This window comes from Pseudonocardia sp. TMWB2A, assembly GCF_017312135.1.
Window position 1 is genome coordinate 2075717 of record NZ_QKQY01000001.1, and the last position, 22558, is coordinate 2098274.

Annotated in this window: 16 protein-coding genes; 10 read left to right on the forward strand and 6 right to left on the reverse strand. The window is 59.3% G+C overall.

Features of this window, described 5'->3' with window-relative positions; translation table 11 throughout:
- Window positions 1–31: 31 nt before the first annotated feature.
- Entirely contained in the window at window positions 32–658 is a 627-nt protein-coding gene (locus DMP17_RS09690; protein ID WP_337828872.1) for a TetR/AcrR family transcriptional regulator, read from the reverse strand.
- A 341-nt stretch (window positions 659–999) separates the two neighbouring features.
- Between DMP17_RS09690 and DMP17_RS09695 the strand changes: the two genes are divergently transcribed.
- Window positions 1000–3369, forward strand: coding sequence for a TonB-dependent receptor (locus DMP17_RS09695; protein WP_337828873.1), 2370 nt, complete (start codon window positions 1000–1002; stop codon window positions 3367–3369).
- A gap of 116 nt (window positions 3370–3485) precedes the next feature.
- Window positions 3486–4856 (forward strand): spinster family MFS transporter, encoded by a 1371-nt coding sequence (locus tag DMP17_RS09700; RefSeq protein ID WP_337828874.1) that lies wholly within the window; start codon window positions 3486–3488, stop codon window positions 4854–4856.
- A gap of 134 nt (window positions 4857–4990) precedes the next feature.
- On the opposite strand, the gene DMP17_RS09705 is transcribed toward DMP17_RS09700, so the two are convergent.
- Window positions 4991–5353 (reverse strand): response regulator, encoded by a 363-nt coding sequence (locus DMP17_RS09705; RefSeq protein WP_337828875.1) that lies wholly within the window; start codon window positions 5351–5353, stop codon window positions 4991–4993.
- A gap of 127 nt (window positions 5354–5480) precedes the next feature.
- Here DMP17_RS09705 and DMP17_RS09710 point away from each other — a divergent pair, with 127 nt between their 5' ends.
- From DMP17_RS09710 to DMP17_RS09745, 8 genes are all read left to right on the forward strand, one after another.
- On the forward strand, window positions 5481–5771 hold the full coding sequence (locus DMP17_RS09710; protein WP_337828876.1) for a DUF3572 domain-containing protein: 291 nt from the start codon (window positions 5481–5483) through the stop codon (window positions 5769–5771).
- Between the two features lie 96 nt (window positions 5772–5867).
- Window positions 5868–6482, forward strand: coding sequence for a hypothetical protein (locus tag DMP17_RS09715; RefSeq protein WP_337828877.1), 615 nt, complete (start codon window positions 5868–5870; stop codon window positions 6480–6482).
- Window positions 6483–6506: 24 nt separating this feature from the next.
- Window positions 6507–6974 (forward strand): RidA family protein, encoded by a 468-nt coding sequence (locus tag DMP17_RS09720; protein ID WP_337828878.1) that lies wholly within the window; start codon window positions 6507–6509, stop codon window positions 6972–6974.
- A complete protein-coding gene (locus DMP17_RS09725) occupies window positions 6946–7716 on the forward strand; it encodes a glycerophosphodiester phosphodiesterase family protein (protein ID WP_337828879.1) in 771 nt (256 codons plus the stop codon). The genes DMP17_RS09720 and DMP17_RS09725 overlap by 29 nt, the downstream gene beginning before the upstream one ends.
- Window positions 7716–8879 carry a GNAT family N-acetyltransferase gene (locus DMP17_RS09730; RefSeq protein WP_337828880.1) on the forward strand — a complete coding sequence of 388 codons (1164 nt, stop codon included), beginning with the start codon at window positions 7716–7718 and terminating at the stop codon, window positions 8877–8879. The genes DMP17_RS09725 and DMP17_RS09730 overlap by 1 nt, the downstream gene beginning before the upstream one ends.
- 195 nt (window positions 8880–9074) lie before the next feature.
- On the forward strand, window positions 9075–11042 hold the full coding sequence (locus DMP17_RS09735; RefSeq protein WP_337828881.1) for a TonB-dependent receptor plug domain-containing protein: 1968 nt from the start codon (window positions 9075–9077) through the stop codon (window positions 11040–11042).
- A 67-nt stretch (window positions 11043–11109) separates the two neighbouring features.
- On the forward strand, window positions 11110–11508 hold the full coding sequence (locus DMP17_RS09740; protein WP_337828882.1) for a MerR family transcriptional regulator: 399 nt from the start codon (window positions 11110–11112) through the stop codon (window positions 11506–11508).
- Window positions 11509–11708: 200 nt separating this feature from the next.
- A complete protein-coding gene (locus DMP17_RS09745) occupies window positions 11709–13094 on the forward strand; it encodes a murein hydrolase activator EnvC family protein (protein WP_337828883.1) in 1386 nt (461 codons plus the stop codon).
- A 160-nt stretch (window positions 13095–13254) separates the two neighbouring features.
- On the opposite strand, the gene DMP17_RS09750 is transcribed toward DMP17_RS09745, so the two are convergent.
- The 4 genes from DMP17_RS09750 to DMP17_RS09765 form a co-directional block, all read right to left on the reverse strand.
- Window positions 13255–13959 carry a YqaA family protein gene (locus DMP17_RS09750; protein WP_337828884.1) on the reverse strand — a complete coding sequence of 235 codons (705 nt, stop codon included), beginning with the start codon at window positions 13957–13959 and terminating at the stop codon, window positions 13255–13257.
- 77 nt (window positions 13960–14036) lie between these two features.
- The gene (locus tag DMP17_RS09755) at window positions 14037–14252 is read right to left on the reverse strand and encodes a hypothetical protein (RefSeq protein WP_337828885.1); all 216 of its coding nucleotides are present in this window, start codon (window positions 14250–14252) and stop codon (window positions 14037–14039) included.
- A 173-nt stretch (window positions 14253–14425) separates the two neighbouring features.
- Window positions 14426–18796 carry a beta strand repeat-containing protein gene (locus tag DMP17_RS09760; RefSeq protein WP_337828886.1) on the reverse strand — a complete coding sequence of 1457 codons (4371 nt, stop codon included), beginning with the start codon at window positions 18794–18796 and terminating at the stop codon, window positions 14426–14428.
- Window positions 18797–18873: 77 nt separating this feature from the next.
- Window positions 18874–22527: an Ig-like domain-containing protein gene (locus tag DMP17_RS09765; RefSeq protein ID WP_337828887.1), complete on the reverse strand. Its 3654-nt coding sequence runs from the start codon at window positions 22525–22527 to the stop codon at window positions 18874–18876.
- Window positions 22528–22558 lie beyond the last annotated feature (31 nt).

Genomic DNA, 22558 nt, shown 5'->3' on the forward strand with positions numbered 1-22558 from the left:
GGCTGGATAGACCATCCAAGGCGTAAGGCCGTTAAGGCTTCAACCCGTTGGCGATCATGTCGTTGGCGATGGCTGCGACTTCACGGGGCGCGCTGCTATCGTCCCACACGCCATAGCGTAGCCCCAGAAATACGTTCATCCCCATAATCGCCCAGGCATGGACCTCGCCCGCATCCGCGCGCACTTCCCCGCGCGCTGCTCCGGCTTCGAGGCGCTGGGTGATGCGTGCGGCGGTGGTTTCATAATGGGTGCGGTAGCTCGCCGGTTCGACAAATTCCGCTTCGTCGATGATGCGGTAAATTTCCTTATGCGCGCGGACGAATTCGAGGAAGGACGAAAGCCCCGCCCCTTCCGCCGCCAGCGCATCGGGCGCTGCGATGACGTGCGGGGCGACATGGTCGCGCACCTGTGCCGACATATCGGACACCAGCGCGCGGAACACTTCATCCTTGCTTTCGAAATAGGTGTAGAAACTGCCCAGCGCGACACCGGCGCGCTGGGTGATGCCGATGATGCTGGCATCATGAAAGCCCTTGTCGGAAAATTCCTGCCGCGCCGCATCAAGGATTGCGCGCATGGTTTTGCGCCCGCGTTCGGTGCGCGGGGCCTTGAGGCCCGGCGGAAGTGTCGTGGCAGTCGTGGCGGCGGCTTTCGCCATATATTCATCCTCTCTCACGCCGATAAGGCGCCTCACAGTCGCACAGAAACATGCTCCCGCGTCCATAGGCCCTGCGCCCGACCCACCATGTCGCACGCCATTCTAACGCGCCATGCGCCGTCACGGTGCGCCCCGCAGAACCGGCATCGGTGGGCCGGACTGTTGCATCCTTGCATCGGCTGACAGGCAAAATGACAGTTTTGTGCAAAAGAGGAAAGCAAAAAGTTGAAAGGTGATTCAAGTTTCGGTAATGGCAGGATGAACGGGTGAATCAAAAGCCCGCCCGTAAATAACAGCTAATCAACAACACGTATTTTCGGACACATGCAGGAGGGATGCTCATGAATATCATCCGTTATAAAACCGCCCTTGCGCTCGGGACCGCGCTCATTGCGAGCGTTGCGGCAATGCCCGCTTATGCGCAGGACACCACCGAAGCCGTGGCCTCCGTGCCCGAAGATGATGGCGAAATCCTCGTCACCGCGCGCCGCCGCGAAGAAAGCCTTCAGGACGTGCCGGTCGCGATTACCGCTTATTCGGGTGCAGCGCTGGAAAAAGCAGGCGCGCTCGACATTACCGCCATTTCCGACACGACCCCCAACGTCACGCTGGAGCCGTCGCGCGGCACCAACTCGACGCTCACCGCCTTCATCCGCGGCGTCGGCCAGCAAGACCCGGTCGCCGGTTTCGAATCGGGCGTCGGCATTTATCTTGACGATGTGTATCTGAACCGCCCGCAAGCCGCCGTCCTCGACATTTATGATGTCGAACGCATCGAAGTGCTGCGCGGTCCGCAGGGTACGCTTTATGGCCGCAACACCATTGGCGGCGCGATCAAATATGTGACCAAGCGCCTGCCCGCCGATCCGCAGATGAAAGTGCGCGCGAACCTTGGCACCTATAATCAGGCCGACCTCATTGTGTCGGCATCGACCCCGCTCAGCGATTCAGTGCGCATCGGCCTGTCGGGTGCGCGTTTGAGCCGTGGCGGTTTTGGTGATAATCTCAACAATAACGGCCTTGAAAATTACAACCGCGATATTCTGGCAACACGCGGCACGATCGAATTTACCGGCGGGGACAATGTGTTCATCCGCATTTCGGGCGATTATACCAACGACCATAGCGATCCGCGCAACGGCCACCGCCTGATCACCAGCCTGCTCACCAAAACGCCGGTGCTGGATGATGTTTATGACACGCAGGCCGGACTCACCAAACCCAAGCAGGATATCGAAGCTTATGGCGGCGCGGTCCATGCCGAGTTTAAGCTGGGCGGCGGGCTGACGCTCAAAAATATCTTCGCTTATCGCAAGGACCGCAGCTACGCGCCGATCGACTTTGATTCGCTGCCCGCTGCCGACGTCGATGTTCCCGCCATTTACACCAACGACCAGCTTTCGAACGAATTGCAACTGGCCTATGCCAGCGACAAGCTGAACGGCATGGTCGGATTTTATTATCTCGACGCCAATGCGCAGAACACGTTCGACGTTGTGCTGGGCACGACTGGCGCGGCGCTCGGCCTGCCCGGTTTTGCCGCCCATACTTATGGCGATGTGAACACCAAGACTTGGGCGGTATTCGGCGATTTCACCTATGATTTCACCGAACAGCTTTCGCTGTCGGTCGGTGGCCGTTACACGGTGGACAAGCGCGATGCGGTGGTGATCCGCTCGAACGTCCTCAATGGCCCGGTTCCGGAACTGGGCGGCAATGGTGTGCAATTGGGCGCGCTGACCTCCGACTTCCACGGCAAGAAGACCTTCAAGGAATTCACGCCGCGCGTCAGCCTCGCGTTCAAGCCGACCGATGACCATATGGTCTATGCAACCTGGTCCAAGGGCTTCAAGGGTGGCGGCTTCGACCCGCGCGGCCTTTCGACTGCAGCGCCGGACCTCAACGGTGACGGCACCCGCAGCGCGGAAGAAATTTTCGATTACTTCCTGTTCGAACCCGAAAAAGTCACCAGCTATGAACTGGGCTATAAGGCCGACCTGTTCGACCGCCGCTTGCGTTTTGCGATTGCGGGCTTCTATGCCGACTATAAGGATGTACAGGTTCCCGGTTCCGTTGGCGCGGTTGTCAACAATATCCCGACCTTTGTGGGTGTCACCACCAACGCCGGTAAGGCGGACTTCAAGGGCGTCGAAACTGAATTCACCGCCAACCTCGCCCGCGATTTTGCAGGCGACGGATCGCGCATTAACTTGAGCGGCACGGTCGGCTATCTTGATGCGAAATATAAGGAATTTGTCACCAACGTACCGGGTCGCGGCCCGGTCGATGTGGCAGAGTTCCGCCGCATCCAGAATACGCCGAAATGGACGACCTCGGCCACGCTCGACATGACGGTGCCTGCGGGTGACGGCAGCCTTTATGCTGCGACCACCTTCTCCTACCGTTCCAAGACCTACCAGTTCGAAACGCCCAGCCCCTTCCTTGACCAGAAAGGCTATGGCCTGTGGGATGCGAGCCTTGTGTGGAGCAGCGACAATGACCGCTGGACGGTCGGCCTGCATGGCAAAAACCTTGCCAACAAACATTATAAAACGTCGGGCTACCAGTTCCTTTCGGTTGATCCGGTCACGGGCGTTCCGCTGCGCAATGCCGCAGGCAATGTCATCCCCAGCCTCGGACTTGAAGGCACGGTTACCGCTTTCTACGGCAATCCGCGGCAAGTGTTCCTGTCGCTGGGCCTGAAGCTTTAAGCGGGGACAAGATGCGATAGATAAAAGGGGCCGGACATGATGTACCGGCCCCTTTTTGCTTGAGCGGTGCCTGTCAGACGTTAGGGCAGGCAGCCGGTAAACCAGCGGAGACGATGATGAGCGGGACACAGGATTTGGAGGTAGGCGCGCGTGCAGCGGGCGCGGCGGATGGCGTAACGCTTGGCGCAGCGGACATGCCTCAAACACCGGCCAGCGGCACCTATGATGACAGCGTGAGCAATGGCTATCGCGCGGTGGTACTGCTTATGCTGCTCCTCGTTTATACGTTCAACTTTCTCGACCGGCAGATTCTCGGCATTTTGGCAGGGCCGATCAAGGCCGACCTTGGCCTGACCGACAGCCAGTTGGGACTGCTCGGCGGCCTGCCCTTCGCGATCCTCTATTCGACGCTTGCCATTCCGCTGGCGATGGTCGCGGATAAGACCAGCCGCACCTGGGTGATTACCGCCAGCCTTGCGGTCTGGTCGGGCTTTACCGCGCTATGCGGCATGGCGAACAGCTACACGCAGCTTTTCCTCGCGCGCATTGGCGTGGGTGCAGGCGAAGCGGGCGGCGTTGCGCCCTCTTATGCGGTGATTGCCGATTATTTCCCCGCCGGAAGCCGCGCCCGCGCACTCGCGATTTACTCGCTCGGCATCCCTTTGGGGTCGGCGGCGGGCTATTTTTTCGGCGGCTATATTGCGCAGAATTTCGAATGGCGCACGACCTTCATCGCGGTAGGCATAGCGGGCCTTGTGCTGGCCCCGATCTTCCGCCTTGTCGTGCGTGAGCCGAAAAAGAAGGTCGTGGCTGCCACCAATGGCGCAGCCCCTCCGCCCGCGACGCCCTTGGGTGAAGTGTTCGGCATCCTTGCGAAAAAGCCTGCCTTCTGGCTGCTCGCTTTTGGCGCGGCCTCCAGCTCGCTGTGCGGCTATGGCGTGGCCTTTTGGCTGCCGAGCCTGCTGGAGCGTAGTTTCGGTCTCGACATATTGGCGCGCGGGCAGTTTTTGGGCTTCTTGCTGCTGATTGGCGGGGTGGCCGGTGTGTTGGCGGGCGGCTGGCTCGGTGACCGCATCGGCGGGAGCGACAAGGCAGCCTATGCGCGTATCCCTGCGATCAGCTATATCATCGGCGCGCCTTTGTTTATTGCGGGCGTATTGTCGAATGATATGACCACCGCCTTCCTCCTCATGCTGATCCCGCAAGGGCTGGTCTATATCTGGCTCGCACCCGTTCTGACCGCCGTGCAGCATCTGGTGCCGATGCACATGCGCGCGACCGCGAGCGCGACCTTCCTACTCATCAATAACCTCATTGGTCTGGGCTTGGGCTCATGGGCGGTCGGCAGTCTGTCACAGGCGCTCACCCCGGCCTATCAGGATGAAGCTTTACGCTATGCGATTGCGGCGGCTTTGTGCATGTATTTTGTGGCCGGTGCGCTGATGTGGCTGGCGGGTAAGCAATTGCGCAAAGCGTGGGTGGATTGAGACGGACGTGGCGGCCATGCCCTTCGATACACCGCCCTTGCGGGCGGCACTCAGGGCGAGCGGGTGTAGAGGAGAGGCTCTAAGCGGAGATGAATAAGCGCCTCCCCGATCCTATGTCGGAGAGGCATACCGACTCACACCAACCCGCCGACCGTCTCCACAAACTTAATCACCGAAATGGGTTTGGAGACATAAGCCTCCGCGCCCGCCGCGCGGATTTGTTCTTCATCGCCTTTGCCGGCATAGGCGGTGACGGCCATGATCGGGATGGTCCGGAGCGCGGGTTCGGACTTTAATTGCTGGATCAGTTCCATGCCGCTCACATGCGGGAGCTGGATGTCCATGATGATGAGGTCGGGCATGACTTCGCGCGCGCGGGCGAGCGCATCGCGGCCGTCGCGCACCGGCTCTGCCACATAGCCATGCGCGCGCAGCAGATCGCAAAAGAGTTTGGAGTTGAGTTCATTATCTTCAACCACCAATATTTTTTTCGCCATTATGCGGTGTGTCCCCGTGCGCTTGCCCTTGCGGTTCGATACCTCTCCTCCTAGGCGAAACAAAGGCAAATGTTAACCGTTCTTAACCTTATGGCCCGCCTTCTGGCCTATCCTTAATCGAGGAAGCATGATCCGCAAAGCCGCAATGACCCCCGATGACGCCGCGACGCTGGCGCTGCAAGCCCTTGTGTGGATTTTGGGCGACGAGGACCGCGCCGTGCGGCTGCTCGCGCTGACCGGCCTTGATGCAGGGATGCTGCGCGAACGGGCGGGTGAGCGGGCGACCCATGAAGCGATTCTTGACTATCTGGTCGCGCATGAGCCGGACCTTGTCGCCTGCGCAGAGGCGCTCGCCATATCGCCCGAACTTTTGGCAGAAGCGCAACAGCAGTTGTCGGGCCGTCCGGATTGGGGCTAAGTGGGGACTATGACATCTGCTCCATCCCCTGCCACTCCCGCAGCTTCGGCCCCGCGCCCCTTGCTCGTCACCGATTGCGACGAGGTTATCCTCCATATGATCGTCCCGTTCGGCCAATGGCTTGACGAGCGGCACGCGATCAATCTGGATCTCGATGCTGACGAGCTATCCGATATGCTGACCCATCGCGACACCGGCGACCGGGTGGACCGCGAGCGCATCTGGCCCTTGTTCGAAGAATTTTTCGAAGGCGAGATGGACCGGCAAACCCCGTTCGCGGGCGCTGTGGAGGCGCTCACGCGAATCGGGGAGACGGCGGATATTGTCGTTCTCACCAATACAGGCAAAGCGTTTGAAACCCCGCGCACCCGCCAGTTGGAAGCGCATGGCCTATCGCTGCGCGTCGTTGCCAATAGCGGGAGCAAGGGCCCGCCGCTCGCCGCGCTGATTGCCGAATATCGCCCCAGCGTTGCGCTGTTCATCGACGATTTGCCGCAACATATCCAGGGGGCCGCCGACCATGCGCCCGAATGTTGGCGGCTCCATATGGTCGGCGAGCCGCAAATGGCGCGGCGGGTCAAGCCTGCACGCCATGCCCATGCGCGCATCGACCATTGGGCCGAGGCGCTTCCCTATATTCTGGATATTTTCGCGCGTGGTGAAGCTGCGCCCGCATCTGTTTCCACCCCGTCTGTTGCATCCGCCGTATAACCGGCCCAATTCCGAGGAAATTTTATGTCAGGACAATATGAAGCCCGCCTTGCCGAACTCGGCCTCACCCTCCCCGAAGCAGCGGCGCCGATCGCCTCTTATGTGCCGGTGGTCGAAGCCGGAGGCCTTGCGCATATCAGCGGCCAATTGCCGTTCGACCAAGGCCATGTGCTGGTCGGGCGCTGCAATGGCGAGGATGACTTGGATGAAGGACAAAAGGCCGCCAAGCTGTGCGCGCTGATGGTGATTGCACAGTTGAAACAGGCATTGGGCTCGCTCGACCGTGTGGAGCGTATCGTCAAGCTTGGCGTGTTTGTGAACTCCGGCCCCGATTTCACCGCCCAGCCGCAAGTCGCCAATGGCGCGTCGGACCTCATGGAATCGGTATTCGGTGATGCAGGCAAGCACGCGCGCGCGGCGGTCGGCGTTGCCGCTCTCCCGCGCGGGGCGATGGTGGAAGTTGATGCCGTTGTTGCTGTCCGCCCTTCTTGATAATTGGCGCGCGCCGCCGCCCGATGAAACGCGCCGTTTGCGCTTTTTGACCGTGCAGCCCTTTGCCCATAGGGGCTTGCATGGCGGGCGCGTCATCGAAAATAGCCGCGCCGCCTTCCGCGCAGGCATGGCGCAGGGGCATGGCATAGAATGTGACGTGCAGGTGTCGAAAGACGGCACCGCCTATGTCTTTCACGACTATGATCTCGACCGGCTGACCGACGCCAGCGGCAAGGTCGCCGACAAGCATGATGCGGAGTTGGACGCAATCCGCCTCAAAGGGACGGATGAAACCATCCCGCGCCTTACCGAAATGCTCGCGCTGGTCGCGGGCAAGGTGCCGTTGCTCATCGAAATCAAATCGGAAGGCCGCCGCGTCCATGCGCTCTGCCTGTCGGTGCGGCGCGGGCTGGAAGGCTATGCCGGACCTGCGGCGGTGATGTCGTTCAACCCTTATGTCGCAAGCTGGTTCAACCATAATGGCGCGCATATCATTCGCGGGCTGGTGGTGACCGAGGAAGGCAAGCAGGGCCTGCGCGGGCGCGCCGAGCGGCATTTATCCTTATGGAAAGCACGGCCCGATTTTCTCGCTTATGACATACGCGACCTGCCGAGCGAATTTGCCGAAAGCCAGCGCGTGCGGGGCTTGCCGCTCCTTACCTGGACGGTGCGCACCGCCGATCAGGAAGCGGTCGCCTTCAATGCTGCCGACGAAGTGATTTACGAACGCGTGGCGCATTAATGGCGGATGGCGCGCCAGAAAATGGAGTCGCTACCGGCATTGTGGCGCGGCTTGCGGACGGCGTAAGCGGGATAGAGGCATCGCGCTGGGACGCGCTTGCGGGCAGCGGCAATCCGTTTGTGTCGCACGCTTTTCTGGCGCTGCTCGAACAATCGGGCAGCGTCGGCCCGCGCACCGGCTGGCAACCCGCACCGCTGCTCGCAGAACAAGGCGATAGGCTGGTCGGCGCGCTTCCGGCCTATTTGAAAACCCATAGCCAGGGCGAATATATTTTCGATCATGGCTGGGCGGAAGCCTATGAGCGCGCAGGCGGCGCTTATTATCCCAAGCTCCAGATTGCGGTGCCCTTCACTCCCGTGCCGGGGCCGCGTGTGTTGACGCAGGATGAAGGCATCGGCCTTGCGCTCCTCCGCGCCGCGCAAGCCGTGGTGGACCAGAACGGCCTGTCATCGGCCCATGCGACCTTTATCGCGCCGCATGAAGTGGCGCTGTTTGAACGCGCGGGCTGGCTCATCCGCACGGGGAGCCAGTTCCATTGGGACAATCGCGGCTATCAGGATTTTGATGCGTTTCTGACGAGCCTTGCCTCGCGCAAAAGGAAAGCCATCCGCAAGGAACGCGCGTCGGCGCAAAGCGCGGTCGATATTGTCGCGCTCAAAGGCGCGGACATCAAGCCGGAACATTGGGACGCGATGTGGGCTTTTTATCAGGATACCGGCGCGCGCAAATGGGGACGGCCTTACCTCACCCGCGCGGCGTTCGACCTGATGGGCGCGGATATGGCAGAGCAAATCCTGCTATTGCTCGCCTATCAACATGGCGAACCGGTCGCAGGCGCGCTTAATTTTATCGGCGCGGATACGCTCTATGGCCGCTATTGGGGCGCACGCGCGGCGATCCCTAACCTCCATTTCGAACTCTGCTATTATCAAGCCATCGACCATGCGATTGCGCTTGGGCTTGCGCGCGTCGAAGCGGGCGCGCAGGGCGAACATAAGCTGGCGCGCGGCTATGGTCCGGTGCCGACCTATAGCGCGCATTATATCCCCGACCCCGGTTTCCGCGCCGCCATCGCCGATTTTCTCGTCCGCGAAAAGCAGGCAGTGGCGCATGAAATGGACTGGCTGGAAGGCCACACCCCGTTCAAGCGCGGCGGGGATTGAATGAAGATTGGCCTTCCTTCTCCAAAAGGAGGGCAGGCTTCGCCCTGCACCTGCTGCGCAAAATCCCCCTCTTGACCTTATAGCCACTACAAAGATTATAGGGATACGGCTTGCTGCTCCGCTGCACGTCTGCCGGAGCGTTTTTGCTGCCGGAGATTTTGTGTGAAACCCTCGCTTGTCCGCCCGTTCCCGTTCTTGTTGGGGGCGGCTGTTATGCCTTTTTTGTGGACGACAGCGGCGGGGGCGCAAGATGCCGCCCTTCTGCAAACGCCCCCTCCTGCCGCGCCAGAAGCAGAGGCAGAAGAAGAAGAAGAGGTTATCATCGTCGAGGCGACACGGTCGGGCCGCCGTGTGCAGGATGAAGCGATCCGCGTCGAGGTGATGGGGCGCGAGGAAATCGAAGAAAAAATCATGATGACCCCCGGCAATATCTCGATGATTGTTGCCGAAACGCCGGGCGTGCGGGTGCAGGTCACATCGCCCGCGCTCGGTTCGTCCAATGTGCGGATGCAGGGCATGTCGGGGCGTTACACCCAGCTTTTATCGGACGGCCTGCCCTTGTTCGGCGGACAGCCCTCCTCGATCGGCCTCATGCAAATCCCGCCGACCGATCTGGGACAGGTGGAAATCATCAAGGGCGCAGCCTCCGCCCTTTATGGCCCGTCGGCGCTGGGCGGGGTTATCAACCTTGTGTCGAAACGCCCCAAAAGCATCGCCGAAGGCGAGCTGTTGCTCAATGCCACCAGCCGCGACGGACAGGATGCGACCTTTTATGGGGCGGTGCCGCTCGGCGCACAATGGGGCGTGTCGCTGACGGGGGGCTATCACCAGCAACGGTGGCAGGATCTCGACAAGGATGGCTGGATCGACATGGCGGGCTATGACCGCTGGACGTTCCGCCCGCGCCTGTTCTGGGACGGAGCGGAGGGGGGCAAGGCATTTCTGACGCTCGGCCTGTCGGACGAAAACCGCAAGGGCGGCACCTTGGCGGGCACGGTCATGCCCGATGGCCAGCCTTTCACGCTCACCCGCGCGACCCGCCGGTTCGATGCGGGGATGGTGAGCGAATTTCCCGTGAAAGGGCTTGGCAAGCTCCACCTGCGCGCATCGACCACCCACCAGCGCCATCGCCAGATGTTCGGGCTGTCGCGCGAAAATGCGCGCACTTTAAGCTATTTTGCCGAAGCCTCTTTGTCGGGCGATAGCGGCGGCACCAACTGGGTCGCGGGCGCGGCTTACCAGACCGATGATTATCATTCCAAAGACTATGCTGCGGTCGACTATCATTACCGCACCCCCGCATTGTTCGCGCAGGTCGAACAGGAAATGGGCGATGCGCTGTTGCTTGCGGGAAGCGCGCGCGTCGATTTCCACAATGTCTATGGCACAAGATTAAGCCCGCGCCTGTCGATACTCTATCGCCCCGGCCCGTGGACCATGCGCGCGTCTTTGGGGCAGGGCTTTTACGCGCCGACGCCCTTTGTCGATGAAATCGAAGCGGCAGGTGTCGCGCGGCTCGTCGTCCCCGACCGGCTCAAGGCCGAAACCGCCAAAACCGGCTCGCTCGATCTGGGCTATGCCACAGGGCCGCTGGAGGCGAATGTAACGCTGTTCGGCTCCGACATCGACCATGCGGTCCAACTGCGCGCCATAGATGCCGCCCGTGTAACCTTGGCCAATGCCAGCGGTCGCACCCGCACGCGCGGCGGCGAAGCGATGCTGCGCTATCGCTGGAACGATATTGTGCTGCGCGCCAGCTATGTGTTCGTCGATGCGTCCGAACCACAGCCGGAAGGGGCAGGCCGCCGCGCGGTCCCCGGCGTCCCCAAACATAGTGCGGGCTTTATCGCCATGTGGGAAAAGCACGGGCGCGGGCGCATCGGCTTTGAAGCTTATTATACCGGCCGCCAGCCGCTCGACGACAATCCCTATCGCGCCCGCGGCAAGCCCTATGTCGAAATGGGGATGCTTGGCGAAATCACGCTGGGTAAGGTCAGCCTGTTCATCAATGCCGAAAATATATTGGATGTGCGCCAGACCAAATATAATCCGCTGGTGCGCCGCCTGCGCAACCCGGCGGGCGCTTGGACCGTTGATGCCTGGGCGCCGACCGACGGCTTTGTGCTGAATGGCGGTATAAGGCTGCGTTTTGGCGGGGCTTGAGCAGGCGGATTGTTATACAAAAAGGGCGCAGAAAAGACGCGCAATAGAGGAGAGAGGCTCGACCATCATGCGTATCGGCGAACTGGCGCGATTGACCGGCACCAGCGCGGAAACCATCCGCTATTATGAAAAAGAAGGGCTGTTGCCGCCGCCTGCGCGCACCGGGGCCAATTATCGCAGCTATGGCGCCCAGCATCGCCAGCGGCTGACCTTCATCCGCCGTGCGCGTGATTTGGGGTTCCGTTTGGGCGCGGTACGCGAACTGCTCGCCCTCGCCGACGACCGCAGCCAGCCCTGCGCCGCTGTCGATGCCATTGCGGGCGTCCATTTGCGCGAAATCAACAGCAAAATAGCCGACCTCCAGAAAATGCAGGGCGAATTGCAACGGCTGGTCGGCTCATGCGATCATGGCACCGTCGGCCATTGCCGCATCATCGAAACGCTCGACCCGACGGCGGGGGGATGAGGGGCAAGGCGGGGCGCGAACAATGCGCGCTCCTATCGCTGTGGTAGTCACAAGCGGCATAGGGTATAAGCGCGCCCGCCCGTGCAGCCCCTTCTTTATCATTTATGCCCCATAAACCATAGTTTTCCTTGTAGGAGGCTTTTGCTATAGAGCGCGGCGATGACGGCGGGTGATAGCGATACGGGCGCGGGGGGCCTTTTATGAAAGCGGGCGTGTGGCCGCTGACCGCTATGGTCGCGGGGCTTGCCGCTTTGTCCCTGCTCGGCGTCTCGGTCTATGCCTTGGGCCAAGCGCGCGTTCCACGTGAAACATCAACCTCTTACCCCAAAGCCAGCGCCCCGCTCGCGCCCTTGGTGGCGGCGCCCGACCCGCGCCGCGACACATGCGGTGGACAGAGCGAAAAAGCCTGTATAGCGGGCACTTCCGCCGTCGCTGCTCTTCCCGCCAGCGACGAGGCCGAACGCCGCCTCGCCCGCGCCCAGGCGCAATCCGCCGCCGCTCTGGCCCGCAGCCGCACGCTCGAAGCGCGCGCCTCTGCCAGCCGCGACAATCACGAAAAAGCGCGTCTCGCCGCCGCTGCGATGACCGCGCAGATACAGGCCGCCGAAGCCGATATTGGCGCGGCCCAAGCCCGCCTTGCCATCGTCCAGCGCGCGCAAGCGATGCAGGCCGCGCGCCTTGCCGATGAACAGCAGCCGGTGGTGCAGCTGACCGGTATGTTGCAACTGCTCGCGCGCAAACCGGCGGTGAGTGTGCTCGCTCAGCCCGGCACGATTGACGATCTGGTCCATGCCCGGGCTATTTTGGGCGCAAGCCTGCCCGAAATCGAGCGGCGCACCGCGGGACTGCGCGCCGAAATGGCCAAGAGCCGCGCGCTCAAGGCCGAAGCCGAACTGGCGCTCAAAACCTTATCATCGGCGCGCGAACGGTTGGCGGGGCAACGCAGCGCGCTCGCCAGACTGGAGCAAAGCCAGCGTATCCAGGCGCGCGCGCTTGCGTCTTCGGCGGATCTCGAATCGACCCGCGCGGCGGCCTTGGGCGAAAAGGCGCGCGACATTGTCGAGCTTATGGAAAGCCTGCGCGCCGATGCTGAAGTGCGCGCCGATCTCGCTGCGCTGGACGGCCCGCTGTTGCGCCCTGCCGTCCCCGAACAGGGCGGGGGTCCGGGCTTTGCCAGCCTTGTCAGGACGGCCACCGGAGCGGGCGACACGCCGCCCCCCAAACCGCTTAGCTACCGCCTGCCGGTGATTGGTGAAGTGGTGGCGGGGCTGGGCGAAATATCGCCAAGCGGGGTGCGCTCGCGCGGCCTCACCATCGCGGCGCAATCGGGTGCGCAGGTCGCAGCACCCGCTGCAGGCCGCATCGCCTTTGCCGGTCCCTATCGCGGCTTTGGCACCATCCTCATCATCGAACATCCGGGCGGCTGGACCAGCCTTATCACCAATATGATCAGCACCAATGTGCGCGTCGGCGATGAAATCGTCTCCGGTGCCCCCATCGGCCGCGCCGGACCCGACCGCCCCGAAATCACCATAGAATTGCGCAAAAACGGCGTGCCACAGGACATAGTCGCGCTAGTCGGGTGAGGATTTGCGGGAAGGCTAGAAGCGGACTGGAACCGCCGCCCGGAACGCAAACCGCTCCATATAAACCCGCAAACCGTTATATATAACCCGCTAGTCCTGAGCCTGTCGAAGGACGGACCTAAAGCGCGCGCAGACTCAGGATTTGCAAGCTCAGGAAAGCTTAAACCGGCTTATCGGCCAACACGCTTTCCATCGTGGCCTTGGCGCATTTTTCGCTGCTTTCCGCGCCGCCGCCGGATAATTTTCCAGCCAGAATGAAGCCGCCGACCACCAGCACCACAAAGGCGATCGAAATGATCGTCAGATATTTTTCGAGAAAGGCTTTGATCGGCGCGCCGAATTTCCAGAACAGGAAACCGACCAGCAGGAACTGGAAACCGCGCGAAATCGTGCTGGACCAGAGGAAGGTCCACAGGTCCATATGGATGAAGCCTGCGGTCAGGGTGATGAGCTTGAACGGGATCGGCGTTGCGCCTTTGACGAGGATGATTTCCGCGCCATATTCGCGCAGATAACAGGCCGCCTTGGGGAAGCTTTCGGTCAGATGGAGCGCGCTTAAAATCGATTGGCCCAAAGCTTCGAACGCGAAATAGCCGATAGCATAGCCGAACAATCCGCCCAGCACCGACGCGACCGTGCAGATAAAGCCGTAACGGATCGCCCGTTCGGGCCGCGCAAGACACATCAAGCCGAGCAATGGATGCGGCGGAATGGGGAAAAAGCTGGATTCCATGAAGCTGATAACCGCCAGCCACCATTCGGCATGGCGGTGGTTGGCCAAACTCATCGTCCAGTCATACAGGCGTCGGATCATGCAGGAAATGCGCTCGCGGAAAAGAGGTGAAACCCGCTGTAGCGGGCGCATCGCCCGATGAAAAGAGTGTTAGAGATGAAGTGCGGGCATCGGCGTAAAAAGGCCGGACGCGCCGAACCCGAGCGGGGTTAAGCCCGCATCGCTTCCGCGCGCAATTCTTCGACCGTTTTCAACACAACAGGGGCGCGCGGCCCTTCTTTCAGAATAGCGGGGCGCACCCGCAATTCTTCCAATATATCTTCGGTGCGTGCGCGGATCGCCCGGAACCGTTCCTCCGGCTCCAGATGGGCGTCCATCAGAAGCACAGAAATATCGGTAATCGCTTGATCGACACGATCCATCATCTGCCTCCATTGTCTAGCCCGGGATACCCCCATGAGCGTGCCACAATATCGCAAGAAGGCGGGCATGGCGAATCGTTTCTTTTTAACCTGTATCATGGGCCCAAGACCGCGGGGCCAGAGCATCCGGCGGCCTGTTGCACAATATCGGTCCACTTAGGCAATATTTCGCCCGCTTACAGGATAAAATCGCTCGCCCCGAGTTGTCCGGTCTGGATATTGGCGAGAATGATAGTTTCGCCGGTCGTCATGTGGATTTCGCCGTTCACACCATTTTGGACGAAAAGCCCTTGGAGCTGCGCATAAGTGAGGCCGAAAGCCGACAGGTCGATTTTGTCGAGACCGCGTTCGAAGTCACGGATTATGTCGGTCCCGCTGCCGCTGGCAAAAATGAATGTGTCGGCATCTAAACCGCCGAACAGCGTGTCGTTGCCGCTGCCCCCCACAATCCAGTCCATGCCGCCCTGACCGCTCAGCGTGTCATTACCCGCCTCGCCATAAAGCCAGTTCGACCCGCCATTACCCGCAATCTGGTTGTTGAGTTCATTACCCCGCACAAAAATATTGCCGATGCCCTGCATGATCGCATTTTCGATATTCGCGCCCAGAATCGTGCCCGTCCCCGCCGCAGTCAGACCGACATACACCGTATCCAGCCCTTCATTGGCCAGCTCCGTAATCACATCCGCATGCACATCGCTATAATAAATATCGTTGCCCACGCCGCCTGCCATTCGGTCGGCTCCTGTGCCGCCATCCAATATATCATTGCCGTTGCCGCCAACCAGATTGTCATTGCCGGCGTCACCGTAAAGCGAGTCATGGCCGTCGCCCCCCAGCAAAACATCACCGCCGTCACCGCCCCGCAAAATATTCGCCGCGCCATTGCCAGTAAGCTGATTGGCCAACGCATTGCCCGTGCCGTTGATCGCCGCCGTTCCGGTCAGCGTCAAATCCTCCATCTCCGCACCAAGGCTGTGCGATACCGACGCCTCCGCACGGTCACGCCCCGCACCCCCAATGGTCACATCCCCCGCATTATCCACGATCATCACATCATTGCCGTCTCCACCGGACATAACATCCGCTCCAAGACCGCCATCCAGTAAATCATGCCCGCCTCCGCCTTCCAGCCGGTTGGCCCCGCTATTGCCGACCAGCATATTGGCCAGCGCATTGCCAGTGCCGTCCAAGGCTGCGCTACCGAGCAACAGCAAATCTTCAACATCGACACCAAGCGTATAGGAAATCGACGCTTCGACCCTGTCACGTCCTGCGCCGCCCTGTGCAACATCACCGGCATTGTCAACGACCAGTATATCATCGCCGTCGCCGCCGAACATCTGGTCAACCCCCGCGCCACCATTGAGCCGGTCATTCCCGCCAAGGCCGTATAATATATCATTGCCATCAAGCCCGGCGAGCATATTGGCCGCACCATTTCCGGTGAGAATATTATTGGTCGCCGTACCGGTGCCATTAATCGCCGCCGTTCCGGTCAGCACCAGATTTTCCATATTGGCCGCCAGCACATAATGGATATTGGCCTGGATCGTATCGGTGCCCCCATCGGTTTCTTCGGTAATCGCATCCCCGGCATTATCGACAATATAGATATCGTCGCCTTTGCCGCCACGCATTGTATCCGCGCCCGCACCTCCATTCAGGATATTGTTGCCGTCATTACCAACCAGAATATTGGCGAGGATATTGCCGGTCCCGTTACTATTGCCGGACCCTGTGAGCGTCAGCCGTTCAACATGGGCGCCCAGAATGAAGGTGCCCGATGCAAGATTGGCATAAACCAGATCGGTGCCGCCATTTTCCACTTCGGTGACGCTATCACCCGGATTATCGACATAATAAATGTCATTGCCCGCGCCGCCCGCCATGCGGTCCCCACCAAGCCCACCATCGAGCACATCATTGCCATTGCCGCCTTCCAGTGAATCATTGCCCGATTCACCATAAAGCAGATCATCTCCGTCGCCGCCCGACAGCACGTCACCGCCATCGCCGCCCGACAGGACATTATTGTTGATGTTGCCGATAATATGATTGGATAGGGCATTGCCCGTCCCGTTAATGACCGCCGTACCGGTCAAGGTCAGGTCTTCGACATCCGCGCCCAATATATAAGTGACAGAAGCTTCGACACGGTCACGCCCCGCACCGCCTTCTGCCCAGTCCCCGGTATCGTCCACGATAAGCACATCATTGCCGTCTCCGCCTGACATATAGTCCGACATCGTCCCGCCATCGATCCAGTCATTGCCGCCACCGCCAAACAACTGGTCATAACCGTCCATACCATACAGGCTGTTCGCCGCATTGTTGCCGGTGATAATATTGGATACATTGTTACCGGTGCCGTTAATCGCGGCTCCACCGATGAGCGTTAAATGCTCGAGGTTGGCGCTTAGCGTATAGCTGAACGAAGCATATACAAGCTCGTCCCCTTCAAACGGATTTTCTTCGATAACGTCGCCCGCATTATCTACATAATAAACATCGTTGCCTTGGCCGCCAATCATATGGTCCGCGCCCGCGCCGCCATCGATAATATTGTTTCCCGATCCACCGGTAATATGGTTTGCGAGCGCATTACCGGTAAGGTTCACATTTTCCCAATAGGTGCCAAGTGCCACATTTTCCACATTCGCGGCCAAAGTGTAGGTACCTTGCGACAGATAAACGATAACATCGTCGATACCTTCGCCTGCATTTTCGACGATGACGTCACCCGGCTGTTCGATATAATAAGTGTCGTTGCCCGTCCCGCCCTTCAGCAGATTGTTTCCATCGCCGCCACGCAGCACGTCATTACCGGCCCCGCCTTCAAGCGTGTCATCTCCAAGCTCGCCAAACAATATGTCATCGCCGCCGCCGCCGCGCAGCACGTCATTGCCCGCTCCGCCGAACAGATAATTGACCGCATCATTACCTATGATGAGATTGTCATAATCATTGCCCGTGCCGTTAATCGCATCGTTGCCGGTAAGGATCAGATCCTCCACTTCCGGCCCGTAATATTCGTTAATCGCAAAAGTGACACTGGATTCTACGCGGTCATGTCCGTTACCGCCGCGCGCGAAATCGAACATATTGTCGACAATGAAGACGTCGTCGCCGTCACCGCCGTCCATTGTGTCGCTACCTTCACCGCCATCGAGATAGTCATTTCCGGCGTCCCCTTCCAGACGGTCGTCCTCGGTCCCGCCATAAAGAAAATCATTGCCGTCACCCCCCGACAGCCGGTCTGTACCGGCCTCTCCGTGCAGCGTGTCATTACCGCCGTTTCCGACGATCCTGTCATTGCCGCCCGCGCCCTTCAATATATCATTGCCGGTCCCGCCCTTAAGCACATTATCCGCGCTGTTTCCGATAAGAATAGTACCATTAAGGCCATTGGCGACGACCAGATTTTCAATGCTGTTCCCTTCTGCCAATGTGTAATTAACGCTAGTGATAATCGTGTCATTGCCCTGGAAAGCCAGCTCGGTCACACTGTCCCCGGCATGGTTGACATGATAAATATCATCCCCTTCCCCGCCAGCCATGGCCTCTGCACCACTGGTGCCGGTAAAAATCTGGTTGGCGCCTGACTGGTTGAGGTCGATACGGTAAAGCTCACCCGTGCCCTGATCGCGTACCAGCAATGTTTTGCCATCCGGACTCGTCACCATTTCGGACGCCGTCATATAGTTTTCGTTAACACTGCTTCCCGGGTCGAGCGGATAACGTTCTACCTCTTGGAGCCCGTCGGTCGTATAGCGCGAAACATAGCCGCCATCTATGGAATGGGTGTAAAGCGATTTCCCGTCGGGCGAAAATGCGATGCCGTCGATGCGGCCGTCGAGGGTTATTGATCCGACAGGCTTGAGGTTGAAATCATACAGGTTGATATGATCGAAATAGGAAAATTGGGCGACAAGGCGCACAGTCGCATTGAGCGCGACAATACCGTCATTATAGCCGCTCCACGCCCCGGTCTGGTAATTGTCGCCCTGCGCCACAATCGTATCGGTCAACTGGTCATATAAAAATAGCGGGCCGTTGCTGACATAGCCTTCTGCCAGCAAGGCATAACGCCCGGATTCCGCAATGAAGGCACGGTTGGAATAATTGATCCCGCCGGTCATCGCGCCAAAGAGGCCCGTTGCAAGGTCGAGGGTGGAGATGGGGCCGTTTACATCCCCGCCGGTCAGCACCACTTTGGCATTTCCGACGACCATCACATCACGATAAGCTTCGCCACCCGCTTCGGAAAAAGCCGTGAAGGTACCGGTGGCTGTGTTGACACGGTAAACGGTCGATTGCCCCGGAACCGGATTGGTTTCGATAACCATCAAGGTGGCACCGTCATCCGACAATGCCATCGCGCCCGGAACCACGCCGACCGACCAGGTCGCCGCTACCGTCCAGGTTGCGCTGTTGTAAACAGTGATCGTGCCATTTTCGTTGCTGACATATATTTTCGTCCCGTCGGCGCTGTAAGCAATATCGCGGACGCCTGAAGGTGCAATCTGAGTAACAGTAACGGGCATATATATTTCCTTACTGGAAGTGGGCCGGACATCCGCTCTTGTTCCGATAGGTCCGAAGCCGGTTTTTGCAGAAATAATCAGAGGATGAAGTCGCCAGCGGTTAACTGACCACCTTGGATATTGGCGAGTGTCACAGTCTCTCCGGTGGGAAGATGGAGGACGCTGTTAGCTCCCTGCTGTACAAGCAGCGACTGGAGCTGGGCAAAGCCAAATCCGAACGCAGACAGGTCAAGCTTGTCTACGCCGTGCTGGAAATCATGGACGATATCTGCGCCGCCGCCACTGGAGAAAACAAAAATGTCCGCGTCGTAACCGCCATAGAGCCGGTCATCGCCGCTCCCGCCTTCCAACCGGTCATTGCCGTAGCCGCCATTGAGGATGTCATTCCCCGCGCCGCCATAAAGCTGGTTGGCATTGCCGTTGCCTGCAATCTGGTTGTTGAGTTCATTGCCATAGACAAAGCGGGTTGTTCCCTGAAGGATCGCATTTTCAACATTGGCCGCAAGATAGATGCCGCCGCCCGGCGTCGCGCTATTCACATAAACCGTATCAAGCCCGCCTCCGGCCAGTTCGATAATCGTATCGGCATGGGTATCGACATAATAAATATCGTTGCCCGCGCCGCCTGTCATACGGTCGGCGCCGGTCCCGCCGTCGAGTAAGTCGTTGCCGTTGCCGCCATCAAGACTGTCATATCCGGTTTCGCCGTAGAGCGTGTCAGCCCCGTCTCCGCCGACGAGGACATCGCCACCGTCCCCGCCATAGAGGATGTTGGCTCCGCTATTACCGTTAATGTGGTTGGCAAGCGCATTGCCGGTGCCGGTAAGCGCTTCGGCTCCGGTCAGCGTCAGATCCTCCACTGTCGCGCCCAGCGTGTAGCTGATCGACGCATCGACCCGGTCGCGACCCGCGCCGCCATCGACAGTATCGCCGATATTATCGACGATAATAATATCATTGCCGTCGCCGCCGGACATCTGGTCTGCGCCTGCGCCTCCGTCCAGAATGTCATTACCCGCACCGCCCGACAGAATATTGTCGACGCCGTTCCCGGTGATCCGGTTGGCTAAGGCATTTCCCGTACCGTTAATCGCGACTGTGCCTGCCAAGGTGAGATCTTCGACATCGCTACCCAGCACATAGTCAATATAGGATATAATCTGGTCGCGGCCGGTGCCGCCTATCGCCACATCCCCTATATTATCGACGGTCAGTATATCATCGCCCGCTCCGCCATCCATGATATCCGCACCGGCTCCTCCGTTGAGGATGTCATTGCCGCTGTCGCCGTAAAGCGTGTCGTTGCCGCCACCGCCGGAAATCTGGTCGTTGCCATCTAGGCCGGAAAGGATATTCGCGCCGGACCCGCCGGACAAGATATTGTCCAGCTCGTTCCCGGTCAGGTTGACGGCCCCGTTCGTCAAAATCATTCCGTTTTCGACATTGGCCGTCAATGTATAGCTGACGATGGTATTGACCCGGTCAATACCTTCTCCTGCAGCTTCGGTCACAATGTCGCCAGCATCGGTCACGACATAAATGTCATCGCCTGCTCCGCCCACCAATATGTCGCTTCCTGGGCCGCCGGTCAGACTGTCATTTCCGGCCCCCCCGTAAAGCGTATCGTTACCGGAACCGCCAGTCAGGGCATTGTTCAACGCATTGCCGTAAGCAATGCCGCCTGTTTGCGCAGCGGAACCAAAAAACCGCATATTTTCGACATTATCGGGCAGGACATAATTGGCGAGTGTAGTCAGCACCGTATCAATGCCTCCACCCACAGCCTCGATAATAACCGCATCGGCGGAATAGATGGTATAAAGATCATCGCCGCCAAGGCCGGTCAGAATATCCGCACCGCCCATCCCGTTCAGATGATCGGCCAGTTCCGTCCCGGTCATACTATCGGTCCCCGATGTTCCGAAACGCGCCCAGCCTTCATAAACAACCGATACATAAGCCGTTCGCACTATTTCACCTGTGCGCGTATCGGTCACCATATATTGCGCCCATTGGGTATAGCTTTGCCCTTCGGGCAACGCCGCATAGTTTAACGGCGCATTTCCCGGTTCGATACGAACCTGCGTCGTGCCCGAAACCGGGATAATGCCGGCAGCCGGTGTCCCGTCGATATTACGGACCGAAATAGTATAAGGCACATTGGGCGGCAGATAATCATTGAGGCCCAGATCAATGAAAAATCCCGTGAGCCCGCGAACATGGACCACATCATCGGCGGAGGGTAAAAGAGTGGCCTGCGCAGTCGATGTCGCGCCGTGGCTGTCCCGGATTGTAAAGTCAAAAACAGCAGGGCCGACGTAGCCGGGCGCGGGGGTGAACACGACTTGACTGCCCACCAGCTCAACCGTGCCGTTTTGCGCATTCCCGACCGTCAACAGCGTGACCGGATCCCCGTCAGGATCCATTGCAAATTCTTCCAGATCAAAAACATCAACCGCATATTGTCCGTCGGGCGTGGGTAAACGGTCCGAAAATTCCGCATCAAACGCAACCGGAGCGCGATTGGCTGGATCGACATGCAAAATCTGGTTGCGGATACCGCTTTGATCGCCATCTCCCGTACCCGCATCCGCCCAGCTTACCACCAGATTGCCGTTGCCCAGCGTCGCAATGCTGGGCGCAAGCTGGTCCCCTATAATGTCGCTATTGATGGTGAAGGTGTAGATATAATCCTCCCACACCCCTGGAATATTGGCGATAACCGGCTTGAAATCTTCGGAAAAAATCGTGCCGCGAATAGACGATCCGCTGCCGTCACCATAAGGCGCGCCGGGGCTTTTGTCCGACCATGTCACCGCGAAGGCGCCATCCGCCATATTTGACAGGCTGAACCGGTCAGCCGTTGCGTTGGCAAACTGCAAACTCCGGTAAATATTGATACCGCTATTGTCCGCGTGCAGTTCGTAAAGGTGAAGGAAAGTCACTCCGAAGAAATTATTAACCTCTGCCACCGCCGCAATAATCGTACCATCGGGCCGAACCAGCATATCCAGCGATTCCGCCGTACCGGTATAATAAAGCGGATTGACGGTTCCGACCGGAAGACCCGTTGCGGTATAACGCTGCATTTGCGGGACATGGGCGGCGTCCACCCATCCGACGACAAAACTACCGTCGGCAAGGGTGACAATTTCCGGCTGGTTTACAGACCCCAGCGGACCTGCCGGAACCGTAATCTGCCCGCCAACCCGTGCGTTGCCAGCCGTGAAAATCTGTGCCTGGATAGCGCCATTGCTGACCCAGCTCATAACATGACCGCCATTTTCAAGCGCCGTCACATTGGGATTGAGCGAATCCACGCCCGCAACATTGACGCGCAAAGCGCCGGTGGCAGCGCCGCCATTGATCGTAAATTCACGGAAATAGACAGACGCCGCCTGCCCGCTCGTCACGGCCGCACCCAGCCCGTCCTGCCAGGCGAACAGGATATTGCCATCCGAAAGCTGTGTCGCAGATGTCAGCACTTGGGCGCCAGGTGCATTGGTGACGATGAATTCACCACCGAAACGGGTGCCGTCTGCATTGAAAATCTGTGCGCGTATATCGACATTGGCATAAGCGCCGGGGCCGCTGACCATCATATCTGCATGGTCGGTCCATGCGACCACATAACGACCATTGGAAAGCGCCAGCGTCACCGGCGCCATCTGGCTTAACGCAGTCGTTACATTGACCACATCGTCAACACCATCACGGGTAATAATCGTCATGAAGTGCCCCTGTTTTAGGAGGCATGGCCCA

Coding starts and splice junctions, on each gene's coding strand:
- DMP17_RS09750 (WP_337828884.1), bottom strand. CDS start 13,959: ATGCGCCCGCTACAGCGGGTTTCACCTCTTTTCCGCGAGCGCATTTCC.
- DMP17_RS09760 (WP_337828886.1), bottom strand. CDS start 18,796: ATGCCCGTTACTGTTACTCAGATTGCACCTTCAGGCGTCCGCGATATT.
- DMP17_RS09740 (WP_337828882.1), top strand. CDS start 11,110: ATGCGTATCGGCGAACTGGCGCGATTGACCGGCACCAGCGCGGAAACC.
- DMP17_RS09700 (WP_337828874.1), top strand. CDS start 3,486: ATGAGCGGGACACAGGATTTGGAGGTAGGCGCGCGTGCAGCGGGCGCG.
- DMP17_RS09720 (WP_337828878.1), top strand. CDS start 6,507: ATGTCAGGACAATATGAAGCCCGCCTTGCCGAACTCGGCCTCACCCTC.
- DMP17_RS09690 (WP_337828872.1), bottom strand. CDS start 658: ATGGCGAAAGCCGCCGCCACGACTGCCACGACACTTCCGCCGGGCCTC.
- DMP17_RS09705 (WP_337828875.1), bottom strand. CDS start 5,353: ATGGCGAAAAAAATATTGGTGGTTGAAGATAATGAACTCAACTCCAAA.
- DMP17_RS09725 (WP_337828879.1), top strand. CDS start 6,946: ATGCCGTTGTTGCTGTCCGCCCTTCTTGATAATTGGCGCGCGCCGCCG.
- DMP17_RS09745 (WP_337828883.1), top strand. CDS start 11,709: ATGAAAGCGGGCGTGTGGCCGCTGACCGCTATGGTCGCGGGGCTTGCC.
- DMP17_RS09715 (WP_337828877.1), top strand. CDS start 5,868: ATGATCGTCCCGTTCGGCCAATGGCTTGACGAGCGGCACGCGATCAAT.
- DMP17_RS09710 (WP_337828876.1), top strand. CDS start 5,481: ATGATCCGCAAAGCCGCAATGACCCCCGATGACGCCGCGACGCTGGCG.
- DMP17_RS09730 (WP_337828880.1), top strand. CDS start 7,716: ATGGCGGATGGCGCGCCAGAAAATGGAGTCGCTACCGGCATTGTGGCG.
- DMP17_RS09695 (WP_337828873.1), top strand. CDS start 1,000: ATGAATATCATCCGTTATAAAACCGCCCTTGCGCTCGGGACCGCGCTC.
- DMP17_RS09755 (WP_337828885.1), bottom strand. CDS start 14,252: ATGATGGATCGTGTCGATCAAGCGATTACCGATATTTCTGTGCTTCTG.
- DMP17_RS09765 (WP_337828887.1), bottom strand. CDS start 22,527: ATGACGATTATTACCCGTGATGGTGTTGACGATGTGGTCAATGTAACG.